General features: G+C 68.6%; 18 protein-coding genes and 3 pseudogenes. 13 read left to right on the top strand and 8 right to left on the bottom strand.

Annotation, left to right across the window (positions count from 1 at the left end; genetic code table 11):
* Positions 1–560 precede the first annotated feature (560 nt).
* The 3 genes from ACFYYN_RS30695 (at position 561) to ACFYYN_RS30685 (ending at position 3,146) form a co-directional block, all read left to right on the top strand.
* Positions 561–1,760, top strand: coding sequence for a cysteine desulfurase-like protein (locus tag ACFYYN_RS30695; protein WP_500548335.1), 1,200 nt, complete (start codon positions 561–563; stop codon positions 1,758–1,760).
* Positions 1,757–1,978, top strand: coding sequence for a hypothetical protein (locus ACFYYN_RS30690; protein WP_500548334.1), 222 nt, complete (start codon positions 1,757–1,759; stop codon positions 1,976–1,978). Before ACFYYN_RS30695 ends, ACFYYN_RS30690 begins: the two co-directional genes overlap by 4 nt.
* Positions 1,979–2,042: 64 nt before the next feature.
* Positions 2,043–3,146, top strand: coding sequence for a Gfo/Idh/MocA family protein (locus tag ACFYYN_RS30685; RefSeq protein WP_500548333.1), 1,104 nt, complete (start codon positions 2,043–2,045; stop codon positions 3,144–3,146).
* Between the two features lie 143 nt (positions 3,147–3,289).
* Here the strand turns inward: ACFYYN_RS30685 and ACFYYN_RS30680 are convergent, their stop codons facing one another.
* A complete protein-coding gene (locus ACFYYN_RS30680) occupies positions 3,290–4,906 on the bottom strand; it encodes a purple acid phosphatase family protein (protein ID WP_500548332.1) in 1,617 nt (538 codons plus the stop codon).
* Between the two features lie 379 nt (positions 4,907–5,285).
* Between ACFYYN_RS30680 and ACFYYN_RS30675 the strand changes: the two genes are divergently transcribed.
* Together ACFYYN_RS30675 and ACFYYN_RS30670 are read left to right on the top strand one after the other, a co-directional pair.
* On the top strand, positions 5,286–5,720 hold the full coding sequence (locus tag ACFYYN_RS30675; protein ID WP_500548331.1) for a hypothetical protein: 435 nt from the start codon (positions 5,286–5,288) through the stop codon (positions 5,718–5,720).
* Positions 5,721–5,730: 10 nt separating this feature from the next.
* Positions 5,731–6,224: pseudogene (locus ACFYYN_RS30670) on the top strand (transposase family protein); the annotation flags it as partial.
* Positions 6,225–6,498: 274 nt separating this feature from the next.
* Here the strand turns inward: ACFYYN_RS30670 and ACFYYN_RS30665 are convergent.
* The 4 genes from ACFYYN_RS30665 to ACFYYN_RS30650 all read right to left on the bottom strand — a co-directional run bounded on the left by ACFYYN_RS30665 (position 6,499) and on the right by ACFYYN_RS30650 (position 9,834).
* Complete coding sequence (locus ACFYYN_RS30665) at positions 6,499–7,326, bottom strand: hypothetical protein (RefSeq protein ID WP_500548330.1); 828 nt, start codon at positions 7,324–7,326, stop codon at positions 6,499–6,501.
* The gene (locus tag ACFYYN_RS30660) at positions 7,326–7,907 is read right to left on the bottom strand and encodes an RNA polymerase sigma factor (RefSeq protein WP_500548329.1); all 582 of its coding nucleotides are present in this window, start codon (positions 7,905–7,907) and stop codon (positions 7,326–7,328) included. The genes ACFYYN_RS30665 and ACFYYN_RS30660 overlap by 1 nt, the downstream gene beginning before the upstream one ends.
* Complete coding sequence (locus tag ACFYYN_RS30655) at positions 7,907–8,107, bottom strand: hypothetical protein (protein ID WP_500334237.1); 201 nt, start codon at positions 8,105–8,107, stop codon at positions 7,907–7,909. The genes ACFYYN_RS30660 and ACFYYN_RS30655 overlap by 1 nt, the downstream gene beginning before the upstream one ends.
* 998 nt (positions 8,108–9,105) lie before the next feature.
* Entirely contained in the window at positions 9,106–9,834 is a 729-nt protein-coding gene (locus tag ACFYYN_RS30650; RefSeq protein ID WP_500548328.1) for an alpha/beta hydrolase, read from the bottom strand.
* A 1,084-nt stretch (positions 9,835–10,918) separates the two neighbouring features.
* Between ACFYYN_RS30650 and ACFYYN_RS30645 the strand changes: the two genes are divergently transcribed.
* From ACFYYN_RS30645 to ACFYYN_RS30615, 7 genes and pseudogenes are all read left to right on the top strand, one after another.
* Positions 10,919–11,869, top strand: coding sequence for a hypothetical protein (locus tag ACFYYN_RS30645; protein ID WP_500548327.1), 951 nt, complete (start codon positions 10,919–10,921; stop codon positions 11,867–11,869).
* Between the two features lie 94 nt (positions 11,870–11,963).
* Positions 11,964–12,932: a sugar phosphate isomerase/epimerase family protein gene (locus ACFYYN_RS30640; protein WP_500548326.1), complete on the top strand. Its 969-nt coding sequence runs from the start codon at positions 11,964–11,966 to the stop codon at positions 12,930–12,932.
* A gap of 140 nt (positions 12,933–13,072) precedes the next feature.
* The gene (locus ACFYYN_RS30635) at positions 13,073–16,372 is read left to right on the top strand and encodes a PQQ-dependent sugar dehydrogenase (protein ID WP_500548325.1); all 3,300 of its coding nucleotides are present in this window, start codon (positions 13,073–13,075) and stop codon (positions 16,370–16,372) included.
* Between the two features lie 279 nt (positions 16,373–16,651).
* Complete coding sequence (locus ACFYYN_RS30630; protein WP_500548324.1) at positions 16,652–17,818, top strand: ROK family protein; 1,167 nt, start codon at positions 16,652–16,654, stop codon at positions 17,816–17,818.
* Positions 17,819–18,155: 337 nt separating this feature from the next.
* Positions 18,156–18,296, top strand: coding sequence for a hypothetical protein (locus tag ACFYYN_RS30625; RefSeq protein WP_500548323.1), 141 nt, complete (start codon positions 18,156–18,158; stop codon positions 18,294–18,296).
* A gap of 275 nt (positions 18,297–18,571) precedes the next feature.
* Positions 18,572–18,803 (top strand): annotated as a pseudogene (locus ACFYYN_RS30620) (IS701 family transposase); the annotation flags it as partial.
* Between the two features lie 48 nt (positions 18,804–18,851).
* Entirely contained in the window at positions 18,852–19,676 is an 825-nt protein-coding gene (locus ACFYYN_RS30615) for a hypothetical protein (protein ID WP_500548322.1), read from the top strand.
* Between the two features lie 320 nt (positions 19,677–19,996).
* Here the strand turns inward: ACFYYN_RS30615 and ACFYYN_RS30610 are convergent.
* The 3 genes and pseudogenes from ACFYYN_RS30610 to ACFYYN_RS30600 all read right to left on the bottom strand — a co-directional run.
* A pseudogene (locus ACFYYN_RS30610) lies at positions 19,997–20,277 on the bottom strand (IS110 family transposase); the annotation flags it as partial.
* Positions 20,278–20,304: 27 nt separating this feature from the next.
* On the bottom strand, positions 20,305–21,615 hold the full coding sequence (locus ACFYYN_RS30605; protein ID WP_500548321.1) for an AfsR/SARP family transcriptional regulator: 1,311 nt from the start codon (positions 21,613–21,615) through the stop codon (positions 20,305–20,307).
* 769 nt (positions 21,616–22,384) lie between these two features.
* Positions 22,385–22,798 carry a hypothetical protein gene (locus tag ACFYYN_RS30600; RefSeq protein ID WP_500330824.1) on the bottom strand — a complete coding sequence of 138 codons (414 nt, stop codon included), beginning with the start codon at positions 22,796–22,798 and terminating at the stop codon, positions 22,385–22,387.
* Between the two features lie 1,142 nt (positions 22,799–23,940).
* Between ACFYYN_RS30600 and ACFYYN_RS30595 the strand changes: the two genes are divergently transcribed.
* Positions 23,941–24,756 (top strand): S8 family serine peptidase (locus ACFYYN_RS30595; RefSeq protein WP_500548320.1); only part of this gene is annotated, 816 nt, incomplete at its 3' end.

The following is a 24,756-nucleotide window of genomic DNA, read 5'->3' as shown; positions in this document are numbered from 1 at the left end:
AACGCCGGCCTCAGCACCACGGCAGCCATCGACAGCGCCATCACCACCGCTTTTGCCTGACTTGCCTCGCGGCGTGTGAACGAAAACGCGACGACGGTTGCCCGTATCGAGCGCGACCGCTGGCATGCCGACGTGCCCCCCAGCTCGACGTGACCCTGGAAGATGCGGGCGGCGACCGCGCAATACTCAAGGTAGGTGGCCGTCGCAGCAGGCCCACCTGGTGCCGGATGTGTCGGTGACGGCGTACTTGGGATCGTCGGTGCGGGGGTTCTTCTTGCTGCCTCTCCAGGTGCAGCGCTGCCGGCTGTCGTCACCGGAGAAGAGGTCGGGGTTGTGATCGCTGATCTCGACTGCTGCGGGACGGTGACCGGTGAGCTCCCCGACGGCGAGGACTTCCTTGGCGCCGAAGGCGCGGCTGACGCTGGGGGGGGGGAGAGCCCGGCGGCCTGGCCGAGGGTTTCCCGCGTGTGCGGGCGCGGGGTGACGCAGACCCGGCCGCAGGCGGATCCGTCCTGTGTGACCCGGCCCGCGCGGAATCCGCGCTCCGGCAGGATAGGCGCATGCATCTCGATGTCCTGCGAATCCGTGACGACTTCCCCGCGCTGAGGGAAAAGGTGGCCCACTTCGACGGGCCGGGTGGCTCACAGGTGCCCCGCCAGGTCGCCGAGGCGATGGCCGCGGCGATGTGCTCGGGCATCTCCAACCGGGGCGCGGTGACAGCTGCCGAGCGCCGTGCCGAGCACGTCGTGAAGGAGGCGCGGCGGGCCATGGCGGACCTTCTCGGTTGCGAGCCGCGCGGTGTCGTCTTCACCCGGTCGGCGACGCAGGCGGCGTACGACGTCTCGCGTACGCTTGCGCGGCAGTGGACAGCCGGTGACGAGGTGGTCGTCACCCGTCTGGACCACGATGCCAACGTCCGGCCGTGGATCCAGGCCGCGGAATCCGCCGGTGCGGCGGTACGGTGGGCCGCGTTCGATCCCCGGAGTGGTGAGTTGAGCGTCGAGGCCATCCGGGAACAGCTGTCCGGCCGGACCCGGCTGGTGGCGGTCACCGGGGCGTCGAACGTGCTGGGCACACGCCCCGACGTGGCGGCGATCGCCGCGGCCGTCCACGAGGTCGGAGCTCTGCTGTACGTGGACGGGGTGCACCTGACGCCGCACGCGCCGGTCGACCTGGCCGCCCTGGGCGCCGACTTCTTCTCGTGTTCGCCCTACAAGTTCTTCGGCCCCCACCATGGTGTCGTGGTCGCGGATCCGGGACTGTGGGAGGAATTCCGACCGGACAAGCTCCTGCCCTCCACCGACGACGTGCCGGAACGCTTCGAGCTGGGCACCCTGCCGTACGAGATGCTCGCCGGTACCACCGCGGCCGTGGACTACATCGCCTCACTGGCGTCCTCCGCGGGCGACCGGCGCAGCCGGGTACTGGAGGCGATGCGAGCGGTCGAGGCATACGAGGAGAACCTGCTGGGGCGGCTGCTGGAGGGGCTGTCGGGCATCGACAGGGTGCGGCTGTACGGCGCGCCGGCACGCCGTACGCCGACGGTGTTCTTCTCCGTGGAGGGAGTGCCCGGCCGGGAGGTCTACGAGCGGCTGGCGCGGCGTGGTGTGAACGCCCCCGCGGGCAACTTCTACGCGCTGGAGGCATCGCGGCTGCTGGGGCTCGGTGACACCGGTGCGGTGCGTGCCGGGCTCGCCCCGTACGTCGACGGCGAGGACGTGCAGCGGCTGATCGACGGTGTCGCGGAGGTGGCCGAGTGAACCGCGGAACGCTGGTCACGGGCGCGTCCCGGGGCACTGGCCGGGCCGTCGTCGCGGTGTTCGCGCGGGCCGGCGACCGGGCCGCGGTGCACGGCAACAGTCTTGTACGGGAGGCCGAGCAGGTGGCTGCGTCCGACATGACCCGCTCGGTCATCGACGGCCCGGACGGAGCGAACGCGGCGGCCCCCTTCTGTACGCCCCGGACAGGTGCGCCCTGACGGCGGCGCGTGGTACAGGTCGCCGGGTTAGACTCGCGCCCCGAACGCGGGAAGGAGCGGACACGTGAGCGCAGCACCCATACGGTTCGGCATCGTGGGCAGTGGCTGGCGGGCCGAGTTCTTCGCCCGGCTGGCGAGGGCGCTGCCCGAACGGCTGGCGGTGGCCGGCGTGGTGACGCGCTCGGCCGATCGAGCCGCCCAGGTGGAGGCGGAGTGGGGGGTGCCCGCCTTCCGGACGGTCGGTGAACTGTGCGGCAGGAAACCGGAATTCGTGATCCCGTCGGTGCCGTGGGAGGTTACGCCCCAGATCGTACGGGAACTCGTCGAGCACGAGGTCCCGGTCCTCGCGGAGACACCGCCGGCGCCCGACGTGCGCGGGCTTCGGGAGTTGTGGGATGCCGTGGGAGGCGCGACGCGCGCCGGGGGCGGAGGACTCGTCCAGGTCGCGGAGCAGTACACACTGATGCCCGGCCACGCCGCTCGTATCGCCCTCGTACGGGAAGGCGTGATCGGCGAGGTCACGTCCGTCCAGGTGTCCTCGACCCACATGTATCACGCGATGTCGTTGATCCGGCACACCCTGGGTGTCGGTTGCGGGCCCGTGACGGTGACGGCCCGGGCCTTCACCGCCCCGCTCGCCGATCCGCTGTCCCCCGGCGGCTGGTCGGACGACCTCACGCCCAAGGACGCCGTCACCACTCTCGCTCTCCTGGACTTCGGCGGGGCCCGCACGGGCCTGTACGACTTCACGGACAACCAGTGGTGGAATCCGCTGCGTGCCCGCCGGATCGTGGTGCGCGGCTCGCTCGGCGAGATCGTGGACGACACGGTGGTGCGGATGGCCGATCCGCGCACGCCGGTGGAGTCCCCGCTGGTACGTCGTCGCACCGGCACCGACCTCAACCTCGAAGGGGCGGAGGTGCACCACATCTCGTTCGACGGGCGGGTTGTGTGGCGCAACGACCATCTGGGCGCGAGCCTGTCCGAGGACGACCTCGCCGTGGTGGACCTGCTGTGCCGTACGGGCGCATGGGTCCGGGACGCCGGCCCGGAACCGTATCCCCTGGCCGAGGGCTGCCAGGACCATCTGCTGGCGTTGGCCATCGAGGAGTCGGCACGTACGGGGGCGCCGGTGACGACCGCGGCGGAGGCGTGGGCGGCCCGCTGATCCCGCCGGCCGCGCGGCCTTCTTCGTGCCCGCCCGCGGCGCTCCAGCGCCCACACGCCAAGGGCTCCCGGTCGGCAACGCCTGGGGCCGGGACGACGTCCCGGCCCCAGGCGTTGCCGACTGCTGCTGCTGGTCGCGGTGGGTCAGTGCTGGCCGTGGCCGCCGTCGCTACGGCGGCGTTGGAGCGTGAACTTCTCGAAGACCGACAGCTCACCGGTGGGCGTGATGATGTTGTAGTAGGTGACGTGGATGCGGGTCATGTCACCGGGGTGACGGCCCGGGTCGACGGCGAACTCGGCGAAGCCGTACGGATGCTCCGCGTCGCGGACGCCGATCCAGACCGCCGTCTCCTTCTCCTTGACCGAGTTGTACTTGCCGACGTGCTCCATCTGGACGTATGCCGAGTGATGGCCATGACCGTCGGCGTCGTCGGTGGTGAAGCTGTTGTTGGTGATGCCGGACACGCCGCCACCGCCGAGGACCATGTGCGTCGTGCCGTGCGCACTGTCGATCACGTCGAGTGCGGTCTGACTCGGGTTGGGCGTCAGGGTGACGCTGCCGGGGACGACGCCACGCACCGCCAACGAGCGCTCGTAGTCGTGCTCGTGGCCACAGACCACCAGGTCGACGCCGTACTTGTCGAACAGCGGGCCGTACGCCGCGCGCAGCGCGACATCGGGGCCGTTCGCGGCGGTCGCCGAGCTGATCATCACCTGGTGCATGCAGACCACGATCCAGTCGATGTCCTTCGAAGCCCGTGCCGACTTGAGCTCCTTCTCCAGCCAGGCGAGCTGCCGACCGCCGGAGTAGCCCTTGATGTAGATGTCACCGCCCTCCTGCAGGGCGATGTCGTCGTTCTGCAGGGCGATCACCTTCACGCCGCCGACCGTGAAGGAGTACCAGAGGTTGTCGAGCTCGGGCTGGGTCTCGGTCGAGGGCAGCTCGAAGTAGGTCTGGTACGCGTCGAGACCGAGCTTGCCGTTGGCCAGCTCGATCTCATGGTTGCCCGCGCACGGCATCCACGGACGGAATCGCGCCGAGCGGCTGTTGTTGGTGAGGAAGTCGCGCCAGACGCGAATGCGGTCGGGCCCGGTGTTGGCGTAGCAAAGGTCACCGTTGAGGAGGTGGAACAGCGGGCCGACCTTCTCGACGCCGGTGACGATGTCGGCAGCGGCGGGCGTGGCGTTGGGCTCGAAGTCCCGGCCCGAGGCGTCGGCCGGGTTCGCTCCGGTCTTCCACGTCACGCTGGGCGCACCCTGGTCGCCGAAGCTGGTGAAGGTGAACGGAGCTCGGCCGGACGGCGCCGTGTGGAAGGTGCCGGCGTCGGGGGTGGCGCCGTCGTGCTGGGCCGCGTACAGGTAGTCGGTGTCGGCCTTGAGCTTGCTGAGCAGCGCGTGATGGACCCAGACGGTCCGCCCGGAGGTGCCGTCCACGTAGGTCTTCGTCCTCGCGTGCACTGTGGAGCCGAAGCCGCCACTCAGCGTGCCGTAAACGACCCGGGGGTTCTTGACGGCCGTGTCGGTGACCCACGAGACGACCATCTGGCTGCGTGGGTCGGCGCCGAAGGTCAGGTGCAGGCCCTGGACGGGGGTGGTGGCCGAGCCGGTGGTGAGACCGGTGACCTCCGACTTCGCCGGGACCGCCTCGGCGGTTCCGGCGCCGAGGACCAGTGGCCCGGCGGCGGCACCGGACACCGTCGCGCCGAACAAGCCGAGCGCGTTGCGGCGGGAGATTCTGGTTTGCTTGGGTTCTTTCGACATTCCGGGGGCCTTTCGCGTCGTCGGGTGCAGTCGCACACCGACCGGACAGCAGCGCTCCGAACCTGACAGCGGGCTGCGGCAGGTCAGCGGTGCGCGCACTCTCGGACGCTAGGAAGCACGGTCGACCGGAGCGGTGGGACAGGTATGAACGGCAGATGGCGGTCACCGCAACGGACGGTTGTTCCCGGCGGCTGGGGTGTGCGGGCGCGCTCCTGTGCCGTTTGGAGCCTGCGCCTGGATGGCAGTTGGCGGGGTCACTGGCATCACGGAGGCTGGGGGCACGCCAAGAATGTGTGGAAACTCGGGCGAGGTAAATACAGGGCAATCAGAAGCGGGCGATGGTGGAGATGAGCCGACCCGTCGGCGGTACCGTCGGCCGATGGAGCCTGATGTGTCGAATGAGTGCCCGCTTCACGGTGCTGGGGTGAGCGCGCAGAGCTTGGTGGGTCGTCGGCTCGCGGAGGTCGTCGGCTCGTGGCACCTGTACGGCCGTGATGCCCCCACGGGCCCGCTGGAGGTGTGGCTGATCGATGACCTGGGTGCCGCCATCCACTCCACGACCGCAGCGGATTGGTGTCTGATCGTTGAGGCGTCGGAGCCGCACGCCGGCTACGACATGGGCGACCCGGGGCGCGTCACGGTGGGGGTGATCGGTGAGGGGATGCCGTTCGCGGACCACGTCGGGGAGGATGTTGTGGAGGTGCGGGAGGAACACGCACCCAACACCGGGCGTGTCGCCCTCGAGCTCACATTCCCAACGGGTCGGGTCCGTTGTGAGAGCTGGGCTGGGGACCTCCGCTTGACCTCGGTGTGAAGACCTTGGCGTGACCGGTGTGATCACGACGTCAGAGTCGTCGTGGAAAGGCCCGTTCACGTGGGCTCAGCCCGAGGCTTTTCCGGAAGCTGGTGACCATGCTGCGACACGAAGGGGCAGACGCGAACCGCAGGGCCCGGCCGTGGAGCCGTCCGCTCGAGGACAGGCACTGCTGGTTGCCACCTACTGGCGGACGAACCTGACCATGCGCCAGCTCGGCCCGCTGTTCGGGGTGTCCCCGTCGGCAGCGGACCGCGTCATTGACCTCCTCGGGCCGATGCTCGCGCTCCACTCGCGCGAGCGGTTCGCCAAGGGGAGGCCGTGCTCATCGTGGACGGCACCCTCGTGCCCACTCGCGATCACACCGTGGCCGAGCGGTCGAAGAACTGCCGGTACTCCATGAACCACCAGGTTGTGATCGACGCCGACACCCGCATGGTCGTGGTGGTCGGCCAGCCGCTTGTCGGCGACCGCAACGACTGCAAGGTGTGGGAAGTCCTCGGCGTCCCGAGCCGACTGCCGCTGGAACCGATACCTCAATGCCACTCCGAGCAGCGTTCCCCCGACAGCGATCGCAGCGGACAAAGCCTGGTCCATGCTTCAGGACACCATGCCGGGCCCCGGCCTGCCAGAGCACCGACACCCTTCTTCGGCGGCTTTCTTCACCACCTGCGGCTCAAGATAACGGGGGAGTCCTCGAGCCCGACCCGCCGCTCACCACAGGCGGGCTCCGGAGGCGAGCGGCTTCCCGCCGGTGCTCTGAAGGCGTAGACGCTCGTCATGAAGCCGCACGGTCCACGAGCTCTGCCGCGAGCTCGGGGTCGGGCTTGGGGATGGTGCCGAAGTCCTCATCAGGCTGCGCCTCGAGGCGCTGCACGGCCTTGGTGATCGAGTGCGACAGCGGCAGGGACGAGGCGGGCCGGCACGCACGGTGAACGACATCGACGGTGACCACCTGGGGCACCATCGCCGTCCGGGACGGCGACGGTCCCCACAGCCAATGCGTCAGTGCCCGATCGGTCGTCGCCTGCGACCACGCGGCGCGCGCCAGAGGGTCCTGACCCAGGTTCCGCAGCAGCAGAGCTTGCTTGCGCCAGTGCTGCGCGTCGCGTAGTTCGCTGTGCTGCAGGTGGTGCAGGAACAGGCAGTGGGCCGCGGTGGGGGAGTCGGCGCCGGCGGCGAACTGCCACCAGAACTGCGCCGCCTCGTGCCGGTCGGCCAGGTACAGCAGGCACGCGAACGCGAGGGCGCCGGTGGGTTCGATGGTGGCCCGGTCGTCGACGAGCAATGCCATGGCCGCGATCGCCTGCGGGTCCCGGACCACCTGGGAGGACAGCAGGCCCAGTTCGGTGGCGGCCTGCTCGTGCAGAGCGGCCGGCAGGCCGTCCCGTGCGTCGGCCTGGCGGGTGTACGCGCCGGATGCGGTGCGGATCCACCGGGCGCGGCTTTCCATCGACTCGGCCCTGTGCCACACCACCCGCCGCGCGATGCGGTCCAGAGCCGCTCGCTCATCGAAGTCGGCGTACTCATCGGCCAGGACCTCCGCGCCGGCCAGCACCTGGTCGATGCGATCGGTGCGATCGGTGCGCTTGTTCCCCCGGTTCATCAATCCTCCTCGTTCATCTCTTCAGCGGCCCAGTCGATCCCCAGATCCCGGGCCAGCCGTCGGCGGGCACCGCGCACGTGGCTGCGGACCGTTCCGTACGTGATGCCCATCAGCTCGGCCACCTGCCGCATCGGGTAGCCGAGCACGAACCGCAGCACGATCACGTCGTACTGGCGCTCCGGCAACCGGGCGATCGCCGTGTACAGCCCGAGGCTGGACTCCAGCACGGCGAAGGTCCTACGGCTCCTGCGCCGGATCTGCTCGAACGCGGCGGTCTCCACCAAGGCGGGAGCGCGGCCTTGTATCTCCAGGCGCCGGGCGACCTCTTCCTTCAGCGCGGCCCAGGCGTAGCTGTCCACGTTCGGCTGCTTCAGCACGTGCGGCCACATCGTGGCCAGCTGAACGAACACGTCCTCGACGACCTGCTCGGCTGCGGGCCGGCTGTCCAGCTGCAGGTGGGCGTACCGCAGGTAGGCCTTGTGGTGCAGGCAGTAGAAAGCGGTGAAGGTGTCCGGCAGTACCGCGGTCAGATCGTCGCGCACGGCCTGATCGGCCCACGGATCCGGTTGCTGGCCGCTCATCAGTCGCGCTCCAGCGGCTGAACGTCGGTGCCTTCGTTCGAGGCAGCCGCCTCGCCGCGCCGGTGCTGCGCGGCCAGTTGGGCGGCGCCGACCCGCACGCCGGCGCTGAGCAGGCGCGTTCCCAGGGCGCGGATGTCTCCCGCGAAGACCCGGAGCGCCACCGCTCCGGTCACCACGTGAGCAGCCATATCGAGATCCACTGGCTGGAGTCCTTTCGTCGGCCGATGCAGCCCCCGCCCGGCACCGAGCGCTTTTGCCTTGCTCCTAGCCAAGCGAACGAGACCCGCAAGTGTGCACGCCGAACGCCACCAATTTCACCGAGCGTGCGCACGCTGTCACGCGCGCGCCCCCCTTGTGCGCGTCGCGCTCCGTAGTGCATCCCCTGCGACCTCAACGCCCTCCGTCTTACTTGAGCGCGGGTTCTTCGGTGCGGCGGCAGGTGTGGGCGCCGAAGTAGTCGCGCCGGGCCTGGATGAACGCTGCGGGGAGCCGGGGTATGCGCAGGGTGTCGTGCGGGTGCGCCGCCGCGGGCGGCGTGAGCCACGACCAGGCGCCGAGGGGAGTTGGGCGTCGCCGACTTCCCTGGCGGTGTAGGAGATGACCTTGGATGCGTACAGGGCCCGTTCGCCCTGGTCGGTGAAGCGGGCGGCGTCGCGTGCGCCGAGGACGGTCGGCGCCGGGCCGGGCAGGGTGGCACCGGTGGCTCGCAGCGCGGTGTGTCCGGACAAGGAGCGGGCGAAGACGGCCTCGGCGATGCCGGGCAGAAGGTGGGTCAGCTGGGTGGGGGTGCGGTGGTGTGGCGCGGGACGAGGGTGGGGGAGAACTTGATCTGGGCGGTGGGCGGGCCAGCCCCGCGGCGGGCCCGTCGAGGTCATTCGCCCCGGCGACCGCGTCCTGTTCGAGGCCAACCAAGAACACTGGCACGGCGCAGCGCCGAACCGGCTGGTGGTCCACCTGACCATCAACGAGAGCGACACCGAGCACGACGTCGTGCACTGGCTGACTCCGGTCACCGATCAGGAATACGCCACCGCGCCTGCCACCGACTGACGCGGGTCCTGAACCGACCCTCCCCACAGTCTGAAGAATCGAACAGTTCCTGAGTTCGGGCGACACGGGCCCCTGCCGAGAGTTCAGCAGGGGCCACGCTGTGGCGAACTGCATGCCGGCCGACCTCAGCTACCGTGACGGTTCGGCCTCACTTCAGATGTCGGGTGAAGAACTGGGCCGCGGCGTCTCCCGCGAACTGCGGGACGCCGGTGTGCCCGCCCATGTTGGCCTGCAAGGACTTCTCCTTGGAACTGAAGGCGTCGAACAGGTCCAGGGCTGCCTGCCGGTCGTTCCCCTCGTCGTCCCACTGCAGTAGGACGTGCAGCGGAATGGTGACCTGGCGGGCCTCCTCGAACATGGCGCGAGGCACGAAACTCCCGGCGAAGAGACCGGCGGCCACGATGCGCGGCTCGACCACCGCCAGCCGGATGCCGATGGAGATCACTCCCCCCGAGTACCCGACCGGACCGCCGATCTCGGGTAGCGACAGGAGGGCGTCCAGGGCGGCCTGCCATTCCGGGACCGCCTTGTCGACCAGCGGGAGGATGAGGGCGTCGACGATCTCGTCGCTGACCCGCTCGCCGGCCTCCATCGCCCGGCGCAGGTCGGCGCGGGCCTGCTCGGCGGCGGGCCAACGGGGCCGGTCACCGCTTCCGGGGAGCTCGATGGTGGCCGTGGCGAAGCCCGCCGCCGCGGAGTGCCGGGCCCGGTCCACCAGGCGGGGGTACATCTTGCGCAGCCCAAGGGGAGGGTGGCCGAGCAGGATCAGCGGCACCGGTGCGGATGCGGGTGTCCACAGGATGCCGGGGATCTCGCCGAGGGTGAATTCGCGTTCGAGGACGCCGTCGTCGAGGCGCTGCTCGGAAGTGAAATGCATGGTCGTGCCTTTCGGGAGTGCGCTGGAACGGCGCTCCCGGACGACCTGCTCTACCGCCCGACCGTGACCCCGGAGGGGAGCACCCATGTCGATACTGCGTTCACGGGTACCACCTCCTCGATCTCTCGCACGGCCTCCGGAAATGTAGCAGTGGGCTCCTCGTCCGCCTAACGGGTTTTTGCGGAGTCTCCGCACGGTCCTGCTGCCGTACCATCCGAGGCTCACGGCAACGGCGCAGGCGGCGACGACGAGGACGAGCCGTGCGGGTCAGCGGGTCAGGAACGGGATCATATGCCGGCCGAACCGAATGTCGTGGGCCGCGCCCGACAGGCGGCCTCGCCGAGGCCGGTCAGGCGCTACGGCAACCCTGAGACGGTCAGGGGAAGGGAAGTTGCCGCCGTCGCCCACGTCGATGTGAGCAGCCCCGCCTTCCGGCGCCGAGGGAGATCGTATACATCGCAGGTGCCCACGGCCGAGGTGGTCCGGCCGGGAAGGCCTGCGTGGGGGAGCGGCAACGAGGTCACACGTCCGGTGGGTTCGGCCGGTGCGGCGCGCAGGGCGAGCGGTCCGGGAGGTGCCGCGGTGGCGACAGAGCCACGGGCGCCGGCGATCCACGATCCGGTCGGCATGAGCGCTCCTGTCAGGGATGACGATGGTGCCTGGAACCGCTGACTGGGTGGCGAAGCGTCACGAGCGTGCAGCAGAGCGTTACCCATGTCAAGGTGCTATCCAACATTTGGGCGGATTCAATTCACGTATGACGGCGATCTTTTGACGGTTCGCCCAAAAGATTTTGATGACTCCGTCCAAAGCTCTGGACACCACTGGGGACCCCGATTAGCGTTCCAGCCGATCGACGCGATGTTGCGTCGACGTAACGCCAGTGCGGCCTTGCAACCCACCCCGCATGCCGGGGCCGTATGTGACGCGTCCTCACCGCCGACGAGAAGCCGAGCTCCCGCCCGCCGCACGTAGCGGGTTTCCGTCGTAACAGTTGTCCCGCACTCCGCAGCACCCCGCCGTGGCGGGGGTTCCCGGCCGCGGCATGTCGCCGTGGCCGTAGCAGCAGCAGAAGGGAAGCTCCATGAAGATCCGTTACTACCTTGTTGCAGCTTCGTTGGTGGCCTCGGGAGGGCTGGTCACGATTGCGGCGCCCGCGCAGGCGGCGCTGACGACCACCTGCTTGGGAGAAGGCGGAGCCGTCACCGTGAGCGGCGCCCTCGTGGTGCCGGCGGGCGCGTCGTGCACGCTGACCGGTACGAAGGTCAAGGGCACGGTGACGATCGAGGCCGGCGCCGACCTCGTGGCGAAGGGCGTCACCTTCAGCAGCACCGTCTCCGTCGGGGACAACGCCTACCTGGACATCACCGACAGCAGCGTCAAGGGCGCGGTGACCGAGCAGGGGGCCTTCGGCGTACATGTGCAGAACACCACGGCCAGTGGCGGCATATCGGCCGTCGAAGGCTTCCTGTACAGCGTAGACGCCACGGTCAAGGGAGACATAAGAGCCTCCTCAGGCGAGCTGTACATCTCCGGCACCACCGTCTCCGGCGCCGTCTCCGGCGACGCGAACCTCTACACCGACGTGTACGACAGCACGGTCTCCAAGACGCTCACCGTGAGCGCCAACACGCTCGGCGGTGTCCTGTGCGCCAGCGAAGTCCAGGGCGACACGGCGTACCAGAACAACTCCGACACCCTCCAGCTCGGCGGCGACGGCCCGCTCAGTTCCTGCGCGCAGGCCACCTACCTCGGCGGCGACCTCGCGGTCACCGGCAACAACGCGAACGCCGTCCTGGACAACACCATCGTCCGCGGCAAGCTCACCGCCACGGACAACAGCCCCTCCCTCCAGGTGGGCGAACTGGCCCGCGTGCGCGGCGGCATCGCCGCGACGACCACCGCCCCCTCGGCGTCGCTCGCCCGGGCCGCCAAGGCGGCCCCGCAGGATCGCGGTGCCGACCTCGCCGCGAAGGTGGCGGCGCGTACCGCGCAGGCGAAGGCCGAAGCGGCTGCCGAGGGCACCGGTCTGTGATCGCAGCCCGTCCACGGGCGAACAGCGCTCCGCGCCGTCAGCACCTCACACCTCACACCCCACTCTTCTTTGCCCCACCCATCAAGGAGTGACCGTGGGCCACCTGGACAAGTCCTTCGACCGCAGAGACTTCCTGCGGGCCACCGCCGCCACCACTGTGGCGGTCGCCGCCGCCTCGATCGTCGGCGCCGCGGCGGCGCCGTCCGCCTCCGCCGCGACCAGCATCCTGTCCATCCCGAAGGACCGCATCTCCCTGCAGCTCTACAGCGTCCGCGACAAGGTCAGCTCGCTCGGCTTCCGGGTCGTCCTGGAGGAGATGGCGCGCATCGGGTACAAGGAGGTCGAGTTCGCGGGCTACACGCAGAACACCTCGATCCTCGGCCGGCAGATCACGCTCCAGGAGATCCGGCAACTGCTGGACGACAACGGCCTGAAGGCGATCGGCAGCCACGTCGGCATCGGGGACTTCCGCTCCAACCTCCAGGGCCAGCTCGACGCGGCGGAGATCCTGGGCATGCCGCACGTCGGCACCGCCAACGCACCGTCGAACTCCAACACGGTCGCCGGCTACCTCGCCGCCGCGGAGGAGTTCAACGCCTGGGGGCAGGCCGCGGCCGCCCGCGGTCTGAAGCTCTACCAGCACAACCACGCCGGAGAGTTCGCCTTCGCCTCCGACCAGCCGTCGGTCCGGCTGTACGACGTCTTCCTGCGCAACACCGACCCGCGCTACGTCTACCTGGAGCTGGACGTGTACTGGGCGTACGTGGGCCAGCACCGCTGGCCGGGCTTCGACCCCGCTGCCTACGTGCGCAACCAGCCCTACCGGTACCCGCTGTTCCACATGAAGGACGGCGCCGCCAGCTCGGGGGCGGACGGCTACTCCATCGTCGAGTTCGGCGCCGGCGTCCTGCCGTACCAGCAGTTCATCCGGGACATCGGGGCCCGCGGCAGCCATGTCGGCATCTGGGAGCAGGACACCGCGCCCAACACCCAGCCCAACCCGCCGGGTTCGTTCGGCGCCGCGCAGCGCAGCTTCACGGCCCTGAAGGGGCTGCTGGCCTGATCGCAGGCACTCCACTGGGCACAGCCCGCCGTTTGCGTACCGCTGCCACGGCGCAACCGGCGGGCCGGCCCGGCTGCGCACCTCCTGACCGGCACAGACCAAGGAGACGCATCACTGTGTACCGTACCCTGAGAGGCCTCATGGCCGGGGTGCTCCTGGCGTCGCTGCCCGTGCTGGGCGGTCTCGCCTTGGCACCGGCGGCGCAGGCGCACCCGGACGACGCACTTGCGGCGCAGGCGAGCGCCGACCCCGCCGTGGACTGGTCGAACTACGAGAAGGCCACGCTCAGCAAGGACACCGGCGAGCCGATCGACCTCGCCGTGCTGCCCGATCTGCGCGTCCTGCACACCGCCCGCAACGGCGATCTGCGGATGACCGACCCCGGCACCGGGATCACCAAGGTCGTGAACCACCTCGACGTCTACCAGAACTCAGAGATGGGTCTGCAGACCGTCACCCTCGACCCGGACTTCGCGACCAACCACTGGGTCTACCTCTACTACTCGCCGCCGCTGAGCACTCCCGCCGGTGCGGCCCCCGAGCGGCTGCCGGCCGGGCAGACCGACGCGTACTGGAAGCAGTGGGAGGGCTACGACACCCTCACCCGCTTCAAGTGGACGGGGGACAAGCTCGACCTGTCCACCGCTCAGGAGATCATCCGCGTCACCACCAACCGCGGTCAGTGCTGCCACGTCGCCGGCGACGTCGACTTCGACGCGCAGGGCAACCTCTACCTGGCCACCGGCGGCAACACTCCCGCGTCGGGCCCCAACGTCAACGGGTACACCCCGATCAACGACGCGGCCACCTACAACCCCGGCCTTGACGAGCGCCGCGGCTCCGGGAACACCAACGACCTGCGTGGCAAGATCCTGCGCATCCACGTCCAGGACGACGGGACGTACACCATCCCGCCGGGCAACCTGTTCCCCGTCGGCACGGACAAGACCCGTCCCGAGATCTTCGTGATGGGCCTGCGCAACCCCTACCGGATGACGGTGGACAAGGCCACGGGCGCGGTGATGTGGGGCGACTACGGCCCCGACGCCGGGAACGCCGACCCCAACCGCGGACCGATGGGCTACGTCGAGTGGGACACCACCACCACCGCCATGAACAGCGGCTGGCCGTTCTGCACCGGTGACAACACCCGTCCCTACCGGGACTTCGACTTCGCCACCCTCACCCCCGGCCCCGCCTTCGACTGCGCCGCGCCGGTCAACGACTCCCGCTGGAACACCGGCCTCACCCAGCTGCCCCCGTCGAGGGCGGCCACCTTGTGGTACGGCGACCGCGACACCGACCAGCCCTGGCCGGAACTGACCGCCTTCCGCGGTCCTGGCGGCCCCGGCGGCCAGGCCCCGATGGGCGGCCCGGTCTACCACTACGACGCGTCCAACCCCGCCCCGGGCAAGTTCCCCGCCTACTGGGACGGCAAGGCCTTCTTCGGGGAGTTCTCCCAGGACTACGTCGCCGCCCTGACCCTGGCCGGCCCGGACGGACCGGTCACCAAGCTGGAGAACGTGCTCCCCAACAGCCAGCGTTCCGAGAACGGCATCCCGCCGTGGGACAACCCGATGGACCTGGAGTTCGGCCCCGACGGCGCGCTCTACGTCCTCGACTACGGCGACGGCTTCTTCCGGCAGAACCCCGACGCGGGCCTGTACCGGATCGACTACGCCGAAGGCAACAAGGCCCCCACCGCGGTGATCAGCGCCAGCCCCTCCTCGGGCCAGGCACCGCTCACGGTCTCCTTCAGTGCCACCGGTTCCACCGACCCGGAAGGCTCCGCCCTCACCTACCAGTGGGACCTCGACGGCAACGGCACTTTCGAGACCACCGGCCCCACGGCCACCCGCACCTATGCCGACAACGGCCAGCTCCGTGCCCGCCTCAAGGTCACCGACCCCGAGGGCAAGACCGGCCTGACCAGCAAGCAGATCACCGTGGGCAACACCGCTCCGACGGTGGCGTTCACCTCTCCGCCCAACGGTGGCTTCTTCACCTGGGGCGATGTGGTGCCGTACGCCACCCGGATCGACGATCCGGAGGACGGCACCAACGTCGACTGCACCAAGGCCGCCTGGACCCTCGGCCTCGGCCACAACCAGCACGGCCACCCGGTGAGCAGCGGGACCGGCTGCTCGGGGGCGATCACCACCCCGGCCGACGCGGGCCACGGTGACACGGAGAACGTCTTCGGCGTCCTCGGTCTCACCTACACCGACCGGGGCGCCGGCTCCGTGCCGCCCGCCACCAGCGACGCCCAGGTCGTCCTCAACCCCGCCCTCATGCAGGGCGAACACTACGACTCGTCCCAGGGCGTCGTGATCACCGATGACGCCACCGCGTCCGGACAGCGCAAGCTGACCGCCTTCGACAACGGCGACTGGATCGGCTACGACCCGGTGTCCTTCGCCGGCATCACCGGGGTGCAGACCCGCGCCACCGGCGCCGGCACTCTGTCGCTGCGTTGGGGCACACCCAGGTCCGACCCGTTCGCCACGATCACGGTCCCGGCGGGTGAGGGCTGGCAGACGATCAACACGGCGCTGAGCACGGCTCCCTCCGGCACCGGGCAGCTCTACGTCACGTCCTCCGGCGGCGTCGATGTGGACTCCTTCACCTTCCAGGGGTCCGGTATCGCCGACAGGACCCCGCCGACGGCGACGGCGGCGTTCAACCCGGCGCAGCCCACCGGCAGCAACGGCTGGTACACCGGCAATGTGTCGCTGACCGTCAACGCCACCGACAACGGCGCCATCAAGAGCCGGGAGTACTCGCTCAACGGCGGCACGACCTGGCTGAGCGCGAACAGCGCGGTCACCCTCTCCACGGAGGGGATGAGTTCCATCCGGTACCGGGCGACGGACACGGCCAACAACATCTCCGCGGTCGGCACCATCGCCGTTCGGATCGACCGGACCGGACCCACGGTGACGGTCACGGGCGTGACGGCTGACACCGCCTACGGGGACTCCCAGCGCCCGACGCCGGTGGTATCGGTCACGGACGCCGTCTCCGGAGGGCCGACCGCGACCGCGACGCTGGACGGTACGCCCGTCACGCCGGGGCAGCCATTGCTGCTGTGGCGGTTGCCGCTGGGTGACCACGACCTGGTGGTCACGGGTCGTGACGCGGCGGGCAACACCACCTCGCGCACGGTGCACTTCACCACCCGTACCTCCTTCGACGAGATGGACACCCTGATCACCCAACTGCGTGCGGAGAACCGGCTGACCGAGCAGGGCCGGCAGCGGCTGACGGTCCGGCTCGACCAGGCCCGGGCGCACGCCGACGCAGGGCGTACCAACCAGGCGGCCGCGGTCCTGGACCAGGTCGCGCAACTGGCCAAGGACACCGGACTGGTGACCGACGCGACCGCGCGGACCGCACTTGCCCGCGATGCCCTCGCCGTGAAGGGAGGCTTGGCCGGCTGATGCGAAGGGTGCTGCCCGGCCGTCACGGCGGGCAGCACCCTGCCGGAGGCTCCAGGGCCCACCAGCGGCCGTCGCCGGACGGCGGCCGCCGGGCCCTCAGGTGTGTCCACATGCCGTCAGTCCCGGACCGGGATTCGGGGCGGGTAACTTCTCGACACGCCGATGCTTTTTTTGTTTCCGATTTAACTTTCGGTGATCCGTGCGAAAGCCATTGACGCTTATGACGTAACGCCCCTAACGTTTTGTCACACATGCGGCTGATACCCAGGAAGTGAGCCTGTGACCATCCAGTACCGCGCGCTGTGCCTGTTGCGCGACCTCGGGCCGCTGTCGCGCGCACAGCTGTCCGACCAGCTGGAAGTGGCGAGGCCGAGGCTGCTCGCTGAACTCGACCGCTTGATCGCCGCCGGGAAGGTGCTCGAGGCGGGTCCGGCCACCTCTCGAGGCGGGCGCCCCTCCACTCTCGTCCAACTCGATCCCGAAATCCGGTTCGCGGCGGTGGACCTCGGGGCCAGCTCGATCGACATCGAGATCACCGACGGAGGGCTGGAACCGATCGCCTCCTATGCCGAGCCGGCCGATATCCGCAAAGGTCCGCGCGCGGTCCTGGACAGGGTCAACGAACTCCTCAACAAAATGGCGGACCAGGCCGGGTGCGCGCGGCTCGACTCCATAGGCATCGGCCTGCCGGGGCCGGTCAGCTTCAAGGAGGGGATCTCGGTCTCCCCGCCGATCATGCCGGGGTGGGACCGCTTCCCCGTCCGGGACACCCTCACCCGCGCGCACGGCTGCCCGGTCGTGGTGGACAACGACGTGAACGTGATGGCCCTCGGCGAGCGGTACGCGGGGGTCGCCAAGACCGTCGACAACCTGCTGTTCGTCAAGATCGGCAGCGGAATAGGCTGCGGTGTGCAGGTCAACGGCCAGATCTACCGCGGGTCGGAGGGATCCGCGGGCGACATCGGCCACATTCAGGTCGAGGCTGAGGGACCGGCCTGCTCGTGCGGCAGAACCGGTTGCCTGGAGGCCCTCTTCGGCGGTGTGGCCCTCGCCCGGGACGCCACCGAGGCCGCCCGTTCGGGTCAGTCGCCGGCGCTGGCCGAACGCCTCGCCGCGGAGGGCCTCCTCACCGCCGTGGACGTGGCGGAGTGCGCGGCCGGCGGCGACGTCACGTGCGTCAACCTGATCCGGGACGGCGGCCACCGGGTGGGGCAAGTCCTCGCCACACTGGTCAGCTTCATCAACCCGTCGATGATCGTGATCGGCGGCGGCGTCTCCGGCCTCGGCCACCTACTGCTCGCCGAGATCCGCAGCGTCGTGTACAAGGGCTCGCTTCCGCTCGCCACGGGTAACCTGCAGATCGTGCTGTCAGAACTCGGCCCGCGCGCCGGAGTTGCCGGTGCGGCACTGCTGGCCAGCGAACTCGACTTCCAGCGACATCTCTGACCGACAGGACGGATGCGCCGGCCGCCCGAGCCCCGGTACCGAGCCCCAGCGGCGTGGCCAGACCCTGCTTGCGCGCGCGTCCCGGGCCCTCGTCCGATCGGGCCGACCCAGGAGCACGCCACCGTGCCGCACGGGCGTCCGCGCAGCGCACCGTACAGGACCCGCTCCCCTGTCCGGCCGGGCGAGCGGTCGCCCCGGAGATGCCGGCCGTGCTCGGCTGGTACCGCTACAGCAGATGGAACCAGTGGTGACCATGGGTGTTTCCCCACGACGTGACGCTGCGAACCGCTGGTCCGCACGCCACCCCATCCCCGTGGGACTGGTGGCAGGAACACTGGTGACGCTGGCGTTCCTAGTACTGCACGGTGGCCTTACCGCCGGCGAGATGCTGATCGCGTTCATTCCCTTCTCAGTCCTCGCCACGCTCACTGCCCTCAGTGAGCGACACCGCCGAAAGAAGCAGCACCTGCCGCTCTGACGAGTACCGGCACGGTGCGGGGGCCGACCTCGGCCCCCGCACCGCGTTCGTGCGGCACGTCACCGGTGATTCAGTGAGTGAAATCGAGGCCCGGCCATGGCGTCCCGCCTGTCCTGCAGAGGCGCGCGCTGGCTCGGGCCTCCTCACCTGTGTCCCAGCCGCAGTCATCGGCTCTGGAGAACGCAAACACTTGCAGTCTGATCTCCGCGACCGCACGGAGATTCCCGCTCAACATGGTCTGACCCGGCAGGCTGGCAAAGGCGTCCAGCGCCGCCGCAGCAACCCGCCATGGCACCGTCGTGAGCCGCTGGCCATGGACCACCCCGTCCACGACCTGTTCAACGGCCTGCCCAGGCAGAAGTGGGAACGCCGCTCGTGCAGCGCCGGCGCCCACGGCCCGCGCGTCTTCGACTGGGCCGCGTGGAGGTCCGCCCCTGGCACCGCGAGGACCGCCGGCACTGGGTGATCGCCCGCCGCAGCGTAAGCCGGCCCCAGGAGATCTCCTGGACTCGTGGTTGCAGCCATGAACGGCGATGTCTCCCCATCCTTGCCGCGATGCAGATAGGAGCATATGCTCCTAAAGAGGGGTTCACGGTCGCCTGCTGTCCGCTGGAGGCGTGCGGCCCGGTCGTGCGGCCATCAATAGACGAAGGAGTGTTCGATATGTGTGATCTTGTCGCCATTGCCACTGAGGCGCACGGGGGGCTGGCGCGCTACAACCAGTTCAGCTCAGCGACCGCGCATCTCCGCGTCGGAGGCTCGCTGTGGCGACTGAAGGGGCAGGAGGGGGTATTGAGTCATACGGCTGTCTCGATCGACCTGTACCGGCAGAGTGTCAGCCACTATCCGTATACCGCGCCCCACCTGCGGACGTCCTTCACCCCGCACCGAGTGGCCGTCGAGACCTCCACGGGGGAGGTGACGGCCGAGCGATTCGACCCTCGTGCTTCGTTCCCGGCCGACGTGCGTGCTGCTTGGGACGATCTGCACGTTGCCTACTTCGCCGGTTATGCAATGTGGACGTACCTCACGTCTCCGTTCACGTTCACCTCGCCGGGATTCAGGGCTGTGGAACTGTCTCCTGTCACGGAACAGGGAGAGGAGTGGAGGCGCCTGAAGGTCACTTTCCCGGACCACATTGCGACGCACAGCCGGCAGCAGGTCTTCTACTTCGACTCGGACGGGTTGCTGCGCAGGCATGATTACACGCCTGAGGTCATCAACGCCGGACATGCCGCACACTACGTCGGCGAGTACAGGAAGTTCGACGGGATCATGATTCCAACCCAGCGGCGCGTCTACCGCCGCGGAGAGAACGGCACTGTGTTCCGGGACGTGGAACTCGTCACCATCGACATCGAGAGCGTCCTGTTCATCTGACACGCACCCCACGGCGCTCGTATATGGACGTGCCGCGCAGGTCAGCCGTAACCGGACAGATGATTGAGCCGTTCGTGAGAGCGTGAGCATCAAGCCGTGGGTCCGTAGAGGACGAGTTGTGGGCAATGATCGGGCCGATCCTGCCACCTTGGTCCGAGCATTAGGCCAGTGCCCGACCGGCTGTGCCTGCAGGGCATCCTGTTCGTGCTTTACACGGGGATCGCGTGGCAGCAACTACCGAAGTACGAGGGTCCGTGCGCGGTGGCCGGAGACTTGACTGGCGATGGCGCGACGATGTCGAGGGCGCCCGTGCCGGGACGGGGATGGAACTGAGGGAGTAGACCGCGGATCCGGTTGGAGGTGCGGGTGGCCTCGGCCGTCAGGTCCTGGTCGATGCCGACCAGGGCGGTGAGTTCCGGCGAGCGCGGCGTCCGCGATGACAGCGGCATCGTTCTGGCTTCGCCGGGCTAGAGGTCGGCGATCCAACCCATGGCGACCCGTCAGCCCGCATCGCGGCAACGGTCAGCGAGAGGAATCCTGTCGGGGCAGACTTGTCTACGACCACCGGCACAGTGCCGAACTTCGCGGTGAGTTTGTCGAACTCTCATGTGAACCGATGTGCCGGAGATCATCCGCTGGTGACGACCACCAGCGCACTCGACGTGCGGGGCAGCAAGGGGCGGATCTGTTCCGCGTCACGGACATTGTCGAGCACCAGCAATATCCGCCGGCCGGAGAGCAGACTGCGATAAAGCGCTGTTCGACCCTCCAGGTCGGATGGGAGCAGCGGCGAGGAAACTCCGAGTGACCGGAGAATCGATCCGGATGCCTCGATCGGAGCCATGGCCGGGCTGGATGAATCAGATCCGCGCAAATCGAGGTATATGTGCCCATCGGGAAAACGATGTCCGATCCGGTGTGCCCAGTGCACGGCAGGGGTGGTCATACCCACTCCGGCCATGACGACGATCACGCCGCTCGCTGTGGCGGTGGCGCCTTGTGCATCGGCAGCCAGCAGGGCGTCGAGCACGGCTAGTTCGTTGTCGTAGCCGACACACGCTGCCGCGTCGGCGGGCGGCGGGGCCGCCTGGGGTGGCGACACCTCGGGGGCGGTGTCGGCCGTGTATTCCGGGAGGGTAGAGCCGACAGCGGGATCGGGGAATATGTCCGACACCAGCAATTCAGCGTCAGCTTTTAGGACACGTTCGTGGAGAATTTGCAGCCGGGGATCGGGATCTATGCCCAGGTCCTCCGAGAGGAGATTCCGTACTTCTCGGTACACCGCAAGCGCCTCGGCCTGCCGCCCGGTTTTGCAGAGGGAGAACATGAGCATCTCCCTGAATCTCTCGTTCAGTGGGTCTTTGGCGACCAGATCGTAGAGCTCCGCGGTGGCCTCACCGAATCGGCCGAGCTCGTATTCCGCGTTGATGCGTCGCTCAACTGCGACAAGGCGCAACGCCTCGAGTCGGTTGCGCTGCGACATGGCGTATGTTCCGGGAATTCCGGCCAGCGGTTCTCCGTGCCACAGGTCGAGAGCATCGCGGAGGTGGGCTATGGCTCTGGTGTGGTGTCCTGTTTTGGCGGCCTCATCCGCCATTGCAAGCCGTTGACGGAACACACTTAGATCCAGTCGGCTGGGGGAGACTCGCAGTGCGTAGCCATTACCCGTGGAGACGATGACCGAGGCTCCCGCGTCGTGTGCCGGTCCCAGAATCTTCCGCAAACGGTGTATGTAGGTACGAATTGTCTGCTTAGCCGTGCGTGGCGGAACTTTTCCCCATACCGCCTCGACCAGCTCGGAGACCGAGGCATGGCCATTCTCTCGCAGTAGAAGCGCCGCAAGGACCGTGCGTTGCTGACGGGATCCCAGTTCGATCTCTGTCGAGCCGTGTTGGGCGCGCAATGGGCCCAACACGGTGAACCAGAAGTGTTCGCTCACGTCGGCACTGTTCCCTTTCGAAGTGGTGCGGCCCACCCCGGACCGGTGGCATACCGAATCGGATGCCGGCGGATGGCAACAGTCGTGTGCTGTCGGTCTGAGTGAAGCTTTCCGGCGCTCGGCTCAGTGTGTCGTTCCGCGAAGCTGCTCACGATAGGAGCAGCCGAGGCGGATGGCGTCTGCCATCGCGCGGCACGGCCCAGCCGCGCCATAGGCTGGGCCGGCGAGCGCACCTGCAGCCACGGCAGTGCGAGCGTCTCATTGGGTTCCCATGTTCACGCTAGGTAGACGATGTGACCGGCGCGGATGTGACGACTCGATGGTGGCGGACCGAGGTGGATCTCTCCGGTTGGCGTACTGCTGCCTCGGGTAGCCGCCGCAGTTCTGCGCTCCGAAGCGGTCAACGTTCCGTTCGCTGTCGGGCAGCTTGATCGAACTGCGGCCGCCGAAGGAGCGTGGATCTCCGCGATCACGCGGGTGACAGCGGAGTGGTCCCGGAGGCCTCTCAAGGAGGTGATGGTGCAGCCGTGGGGGAGCAGGCGCAGGTGGAGATCGGCACGTATCTCGTAGCGGATCCGGGGCCGCTCGAACTGGTGGGGCAGGCGAAGGTCTGCTCGACGACCCAGCGGGGCCTGCTCAGGCCGTCCGTGGGCCGAACCCTTTTGGATCCCAACGGGCAGAGTTCGGGTTGCTTCGCAGCCGACCGTGCCAGACGGCCCAGGAGACGGCGCCTGGGCTGGGCGCTGAGACCCGCCTGGCGATCGTCGTCTCAGGACTCGTCGGCGAGGAAGTGTTCGGCGAGGGGGGTGCCGGCGAACTTCTTGTTCATCTCGCGGGAGAAGAGCAGCAGTGTGTTGCGCGGCCGATGGAGCACCGCGAGTTCCTGGGCCTGTCCGTCGGCGTTGCAGGTGACGGTGACGACGACCTTCATGGGCTCGCCGAGGACCGCGGCGTCGTAGATCTCGAGGAAGCCGTTGTCACCGAAGTCTCCGGTGAAGCTAAAGTCCTGGAACTCGTACAGTTCGCGGGCCTTGACCACGATGGCGCGAACCGCTTCCGCGCCACGCGCGGTGCCGTTCATGGCGGCGCCTTCCAGGGTGACGTCGTCGGCCAGGTTGTCCAGCCACCACGGGTAGTAGCTGAGTCCCTGGCGGTCGGTGTCACTGCTTTCCGCGTTCGCCATGTCGTGTCTCCTTCGAAGATCCGGCCGGGGCGGGCCTGCGTGTCGATCGGTTGCCGGTGATTCCGGCGAACAGATACGAGCATATGCTCCTATTTCTTCGGAGGCAAACCTGTGATGCGAACGGCGCGGCACCTGTCGGGCTCGGAGAGTCATCGCTGCAGGTGGCGGTGGGGTGGGCTCGGCTGGCGTCACATGCGAGTGATCATTGCGCTGCATGACAAGGTGACCCGCAAGTCTGTCCGTCCCCGGGGTGCTGCTGGGCATCGACATCGCAGGCCGCCGAGGTGCTCGCGCTGCGAGGTGTGATCGACGGTGGTGCGCATGGGCGAGTGGGCTTGTCGGTGGGTTTCGTGGACCTTGAGGCGCGCTGATCTTGTTCGCCTTCTTCGGTGGGGTGGCCCCCGGCCGAGGTGATCGCGACTGAGGTCGAGGTCGCCGTCGTCCGGCAGCTCCTTCACATCGGAGATGTGCGGGAAGCAGGTATCGATGCCTCGTTGCACGTGGCGGTCGCATCCATGCACCAGCCCAGGTCGCCGGGCGCCAGTCCGTAGCGTGCAGTTCTTCTTGCCGCAGGTGAACGGTCTTCGCCCGCCGATGACTTCCTGTGGCTCAGGTGGCGTGTGCATTCGGTCAGTTGGGAGGCGGTGTGCCAGTCGGCGTTACCGATGATGAATTCGCTTGGCGGCCTTGCCGGGTGCGAGCGGACGTTGTCTGTCCGGACGCGGAATTACTGGGACGGTTGCTCGCCCAATGGCGTCTTCACATCCGGTCGAAGCGAATGGGGCGGGCGGGGAAATGATGAATTCCGGATGGATTACTTCGCGGAGGAGGAATGGAGGCTGTCGGCCGTCGTGCGATATCACCGCAGGTGGTGCCTGGTTTGCGCCTGCCTTGCCGGACGGTGGGCGGGTTGGGGTGGAAAAGTGGCTTCATGCCGGAGATAACTTGCTGGTTGACGACCCGTTTACCATTCGTCTATCCAAGATCAACCCGTTGACACCCGCTCGGGGCGGGTGCTTCGCTGTGCGGCGCACCCCAAGTCCGCCGTGAAATGCACGCTTTGGCGCGGGGTGAATGAACGAGAGGAAACCGTGAAATTCACGTCCAAGAGACCTGCGATCGGCACGGTCTTGGGAATCAGCATGCTGCTGGTCGCCGCTACCCCGTCGGTGTCCGTGGCACTCTCCGCGCCCACCGGCACGGCATCGTCGGCCACGCCGTTCTCGGCCTCGGCCTTCGGAACGGGCCCCGAGGTCAAGGGGACTGCGGCCGGGACCGGCGTGCACCGGTGGATTCCACTGATCACCGGTGACCGGATCGCGGTGAACGCGAAGGGCGAGATCGTCGCCGCGCGTCCCGCCAAGGGCCGGGAGGACATGCCCATCCGGGTGGAGACCCGTGACGGCCACACCTATGCGGTGCCCGACGACGCGCGGAGCCTGGTCCAGAACGGTCGGGTGGACCGGCGTCTGTTCGACATCACCACGCTGAGCGCGCCGGCTTACGCGGACCGCCATGACCTGCGGCTCATCGTGATGTACGACGCGGCCCGTCCGGAGGCGCGGACTGCGCTGCGCTCCACCGGCGGCGCTGACGTGCAGCGGACGCTGAGCAGCATCGACGCCGACGCCGTCAGCGCGCCCGCGAACGGCAGCGCGGAACTGTGGTCCGCGGTCACCAACGGGTCCGCCGACGCGATGAAGCGCACCGTCGCACCGGGTATCGCCTCGGTGTGGCTGGACAGCGTCGTCCAGGCGAGCCTGGACAAGAGCGTCCCGCAGATCGGCGGACCCGAGGCGTGGGCGGCCGGTTTCGACGGCACCGGCACGCGTATCGCCGTCCTCGACACGGGAGTGGACACCACCCATCCCGATCTGGCCGGACAGGTCGTCGAGGAGCGGAACTTCTCCGACTCGCCGGACACCGAGGACCGGTTCGGTCACGGCACGCATGTCGCA

It is taken from the genome of Streptomyces sp. NPDC001902 (genome assembly GCF_042891295.1).
In the GTDB taxonomy this organism is placed as follows: domain Bacteria; phylum Actinomycetota; class Actinomycetes; order Streptomycetales; family Streptomycetaceae; genus Actinacidiphila.
This window is presented reverse-complemented; position numbering and strand designations above follow the sequence as displayed.

Coding starts and splice junctions, on each gene's coding strand:
- ACFYYN_RS30615 (WP_500548322.1), top strand. CDS start 18,852: ATGCAGATAGGAGCATATGCTCCTAAAGAGGGGTTCACGGTCGCCTGC.
- ACFYYN_RS30600 (WP_500330824.1), bottom strand. CDS start 22,798: ATGGCGAACGCGGAAAGCAGTGACACCGACCGCCAGGGACTCAGCTAC.
- ACFYYN_RS30665 (WP_500548330.1), bottom strand. CDS start 7,326: ATGAACCGGGGGAACAAGCGCACCGATCGCACCGATCGCATCGACCAG.
- ACFYYN_RS30675 (WP_500548331.1), top strand. CDS start 5,286: ATGGAGCCTGATGTGTCGAATGAGTGCCCGCTTCACGGTGCTGGGGTG.
- ACFYYN_RS30650 (WP_500548328.1), bottom strand. CDS start 9,834: ATGCATTTCACTTCCGAGCAGCGCCTCGACGACGGCGTCCTCGAACGC.
- ACFYYN_RS30635 (WP_500548325.1), top strand. CDS start 13,073: ATGGCCGGGGTGCTCCTGGCGTCGCTGCCCGTGCTGGGCGGTCTCGCC.
- ACFYYN_RS30645 (WP_500548327.1), top strand. CDS start 10,919: ATGAAGATCCGTTACTACCTTGTTGCAGCTTCGTTGGTGGCCTCGGGA.
- ACFYYN_RS30660 (WP_500548329.1), bottom strand. CDS start 7,907: ATGAGCGGCCAGCAACCGGATCCGTGGGCCGATCAGGCCGTGCGCGAC.
- ACFYYN_RS30680 (WP_500548332.1), bottom strand. CDS start 4,906: ATGTCGAAAGAACCCAAGCAAACCAGAATCTCCCGCCGCAACGCGCTC.
- ACFYYN_RS30695 (WP_500548335.1), top strand. CDS start 561: ATGCATCTCGATGTCCTGCGAATCCGTGACGACTTCCCCGCGCTGAGG.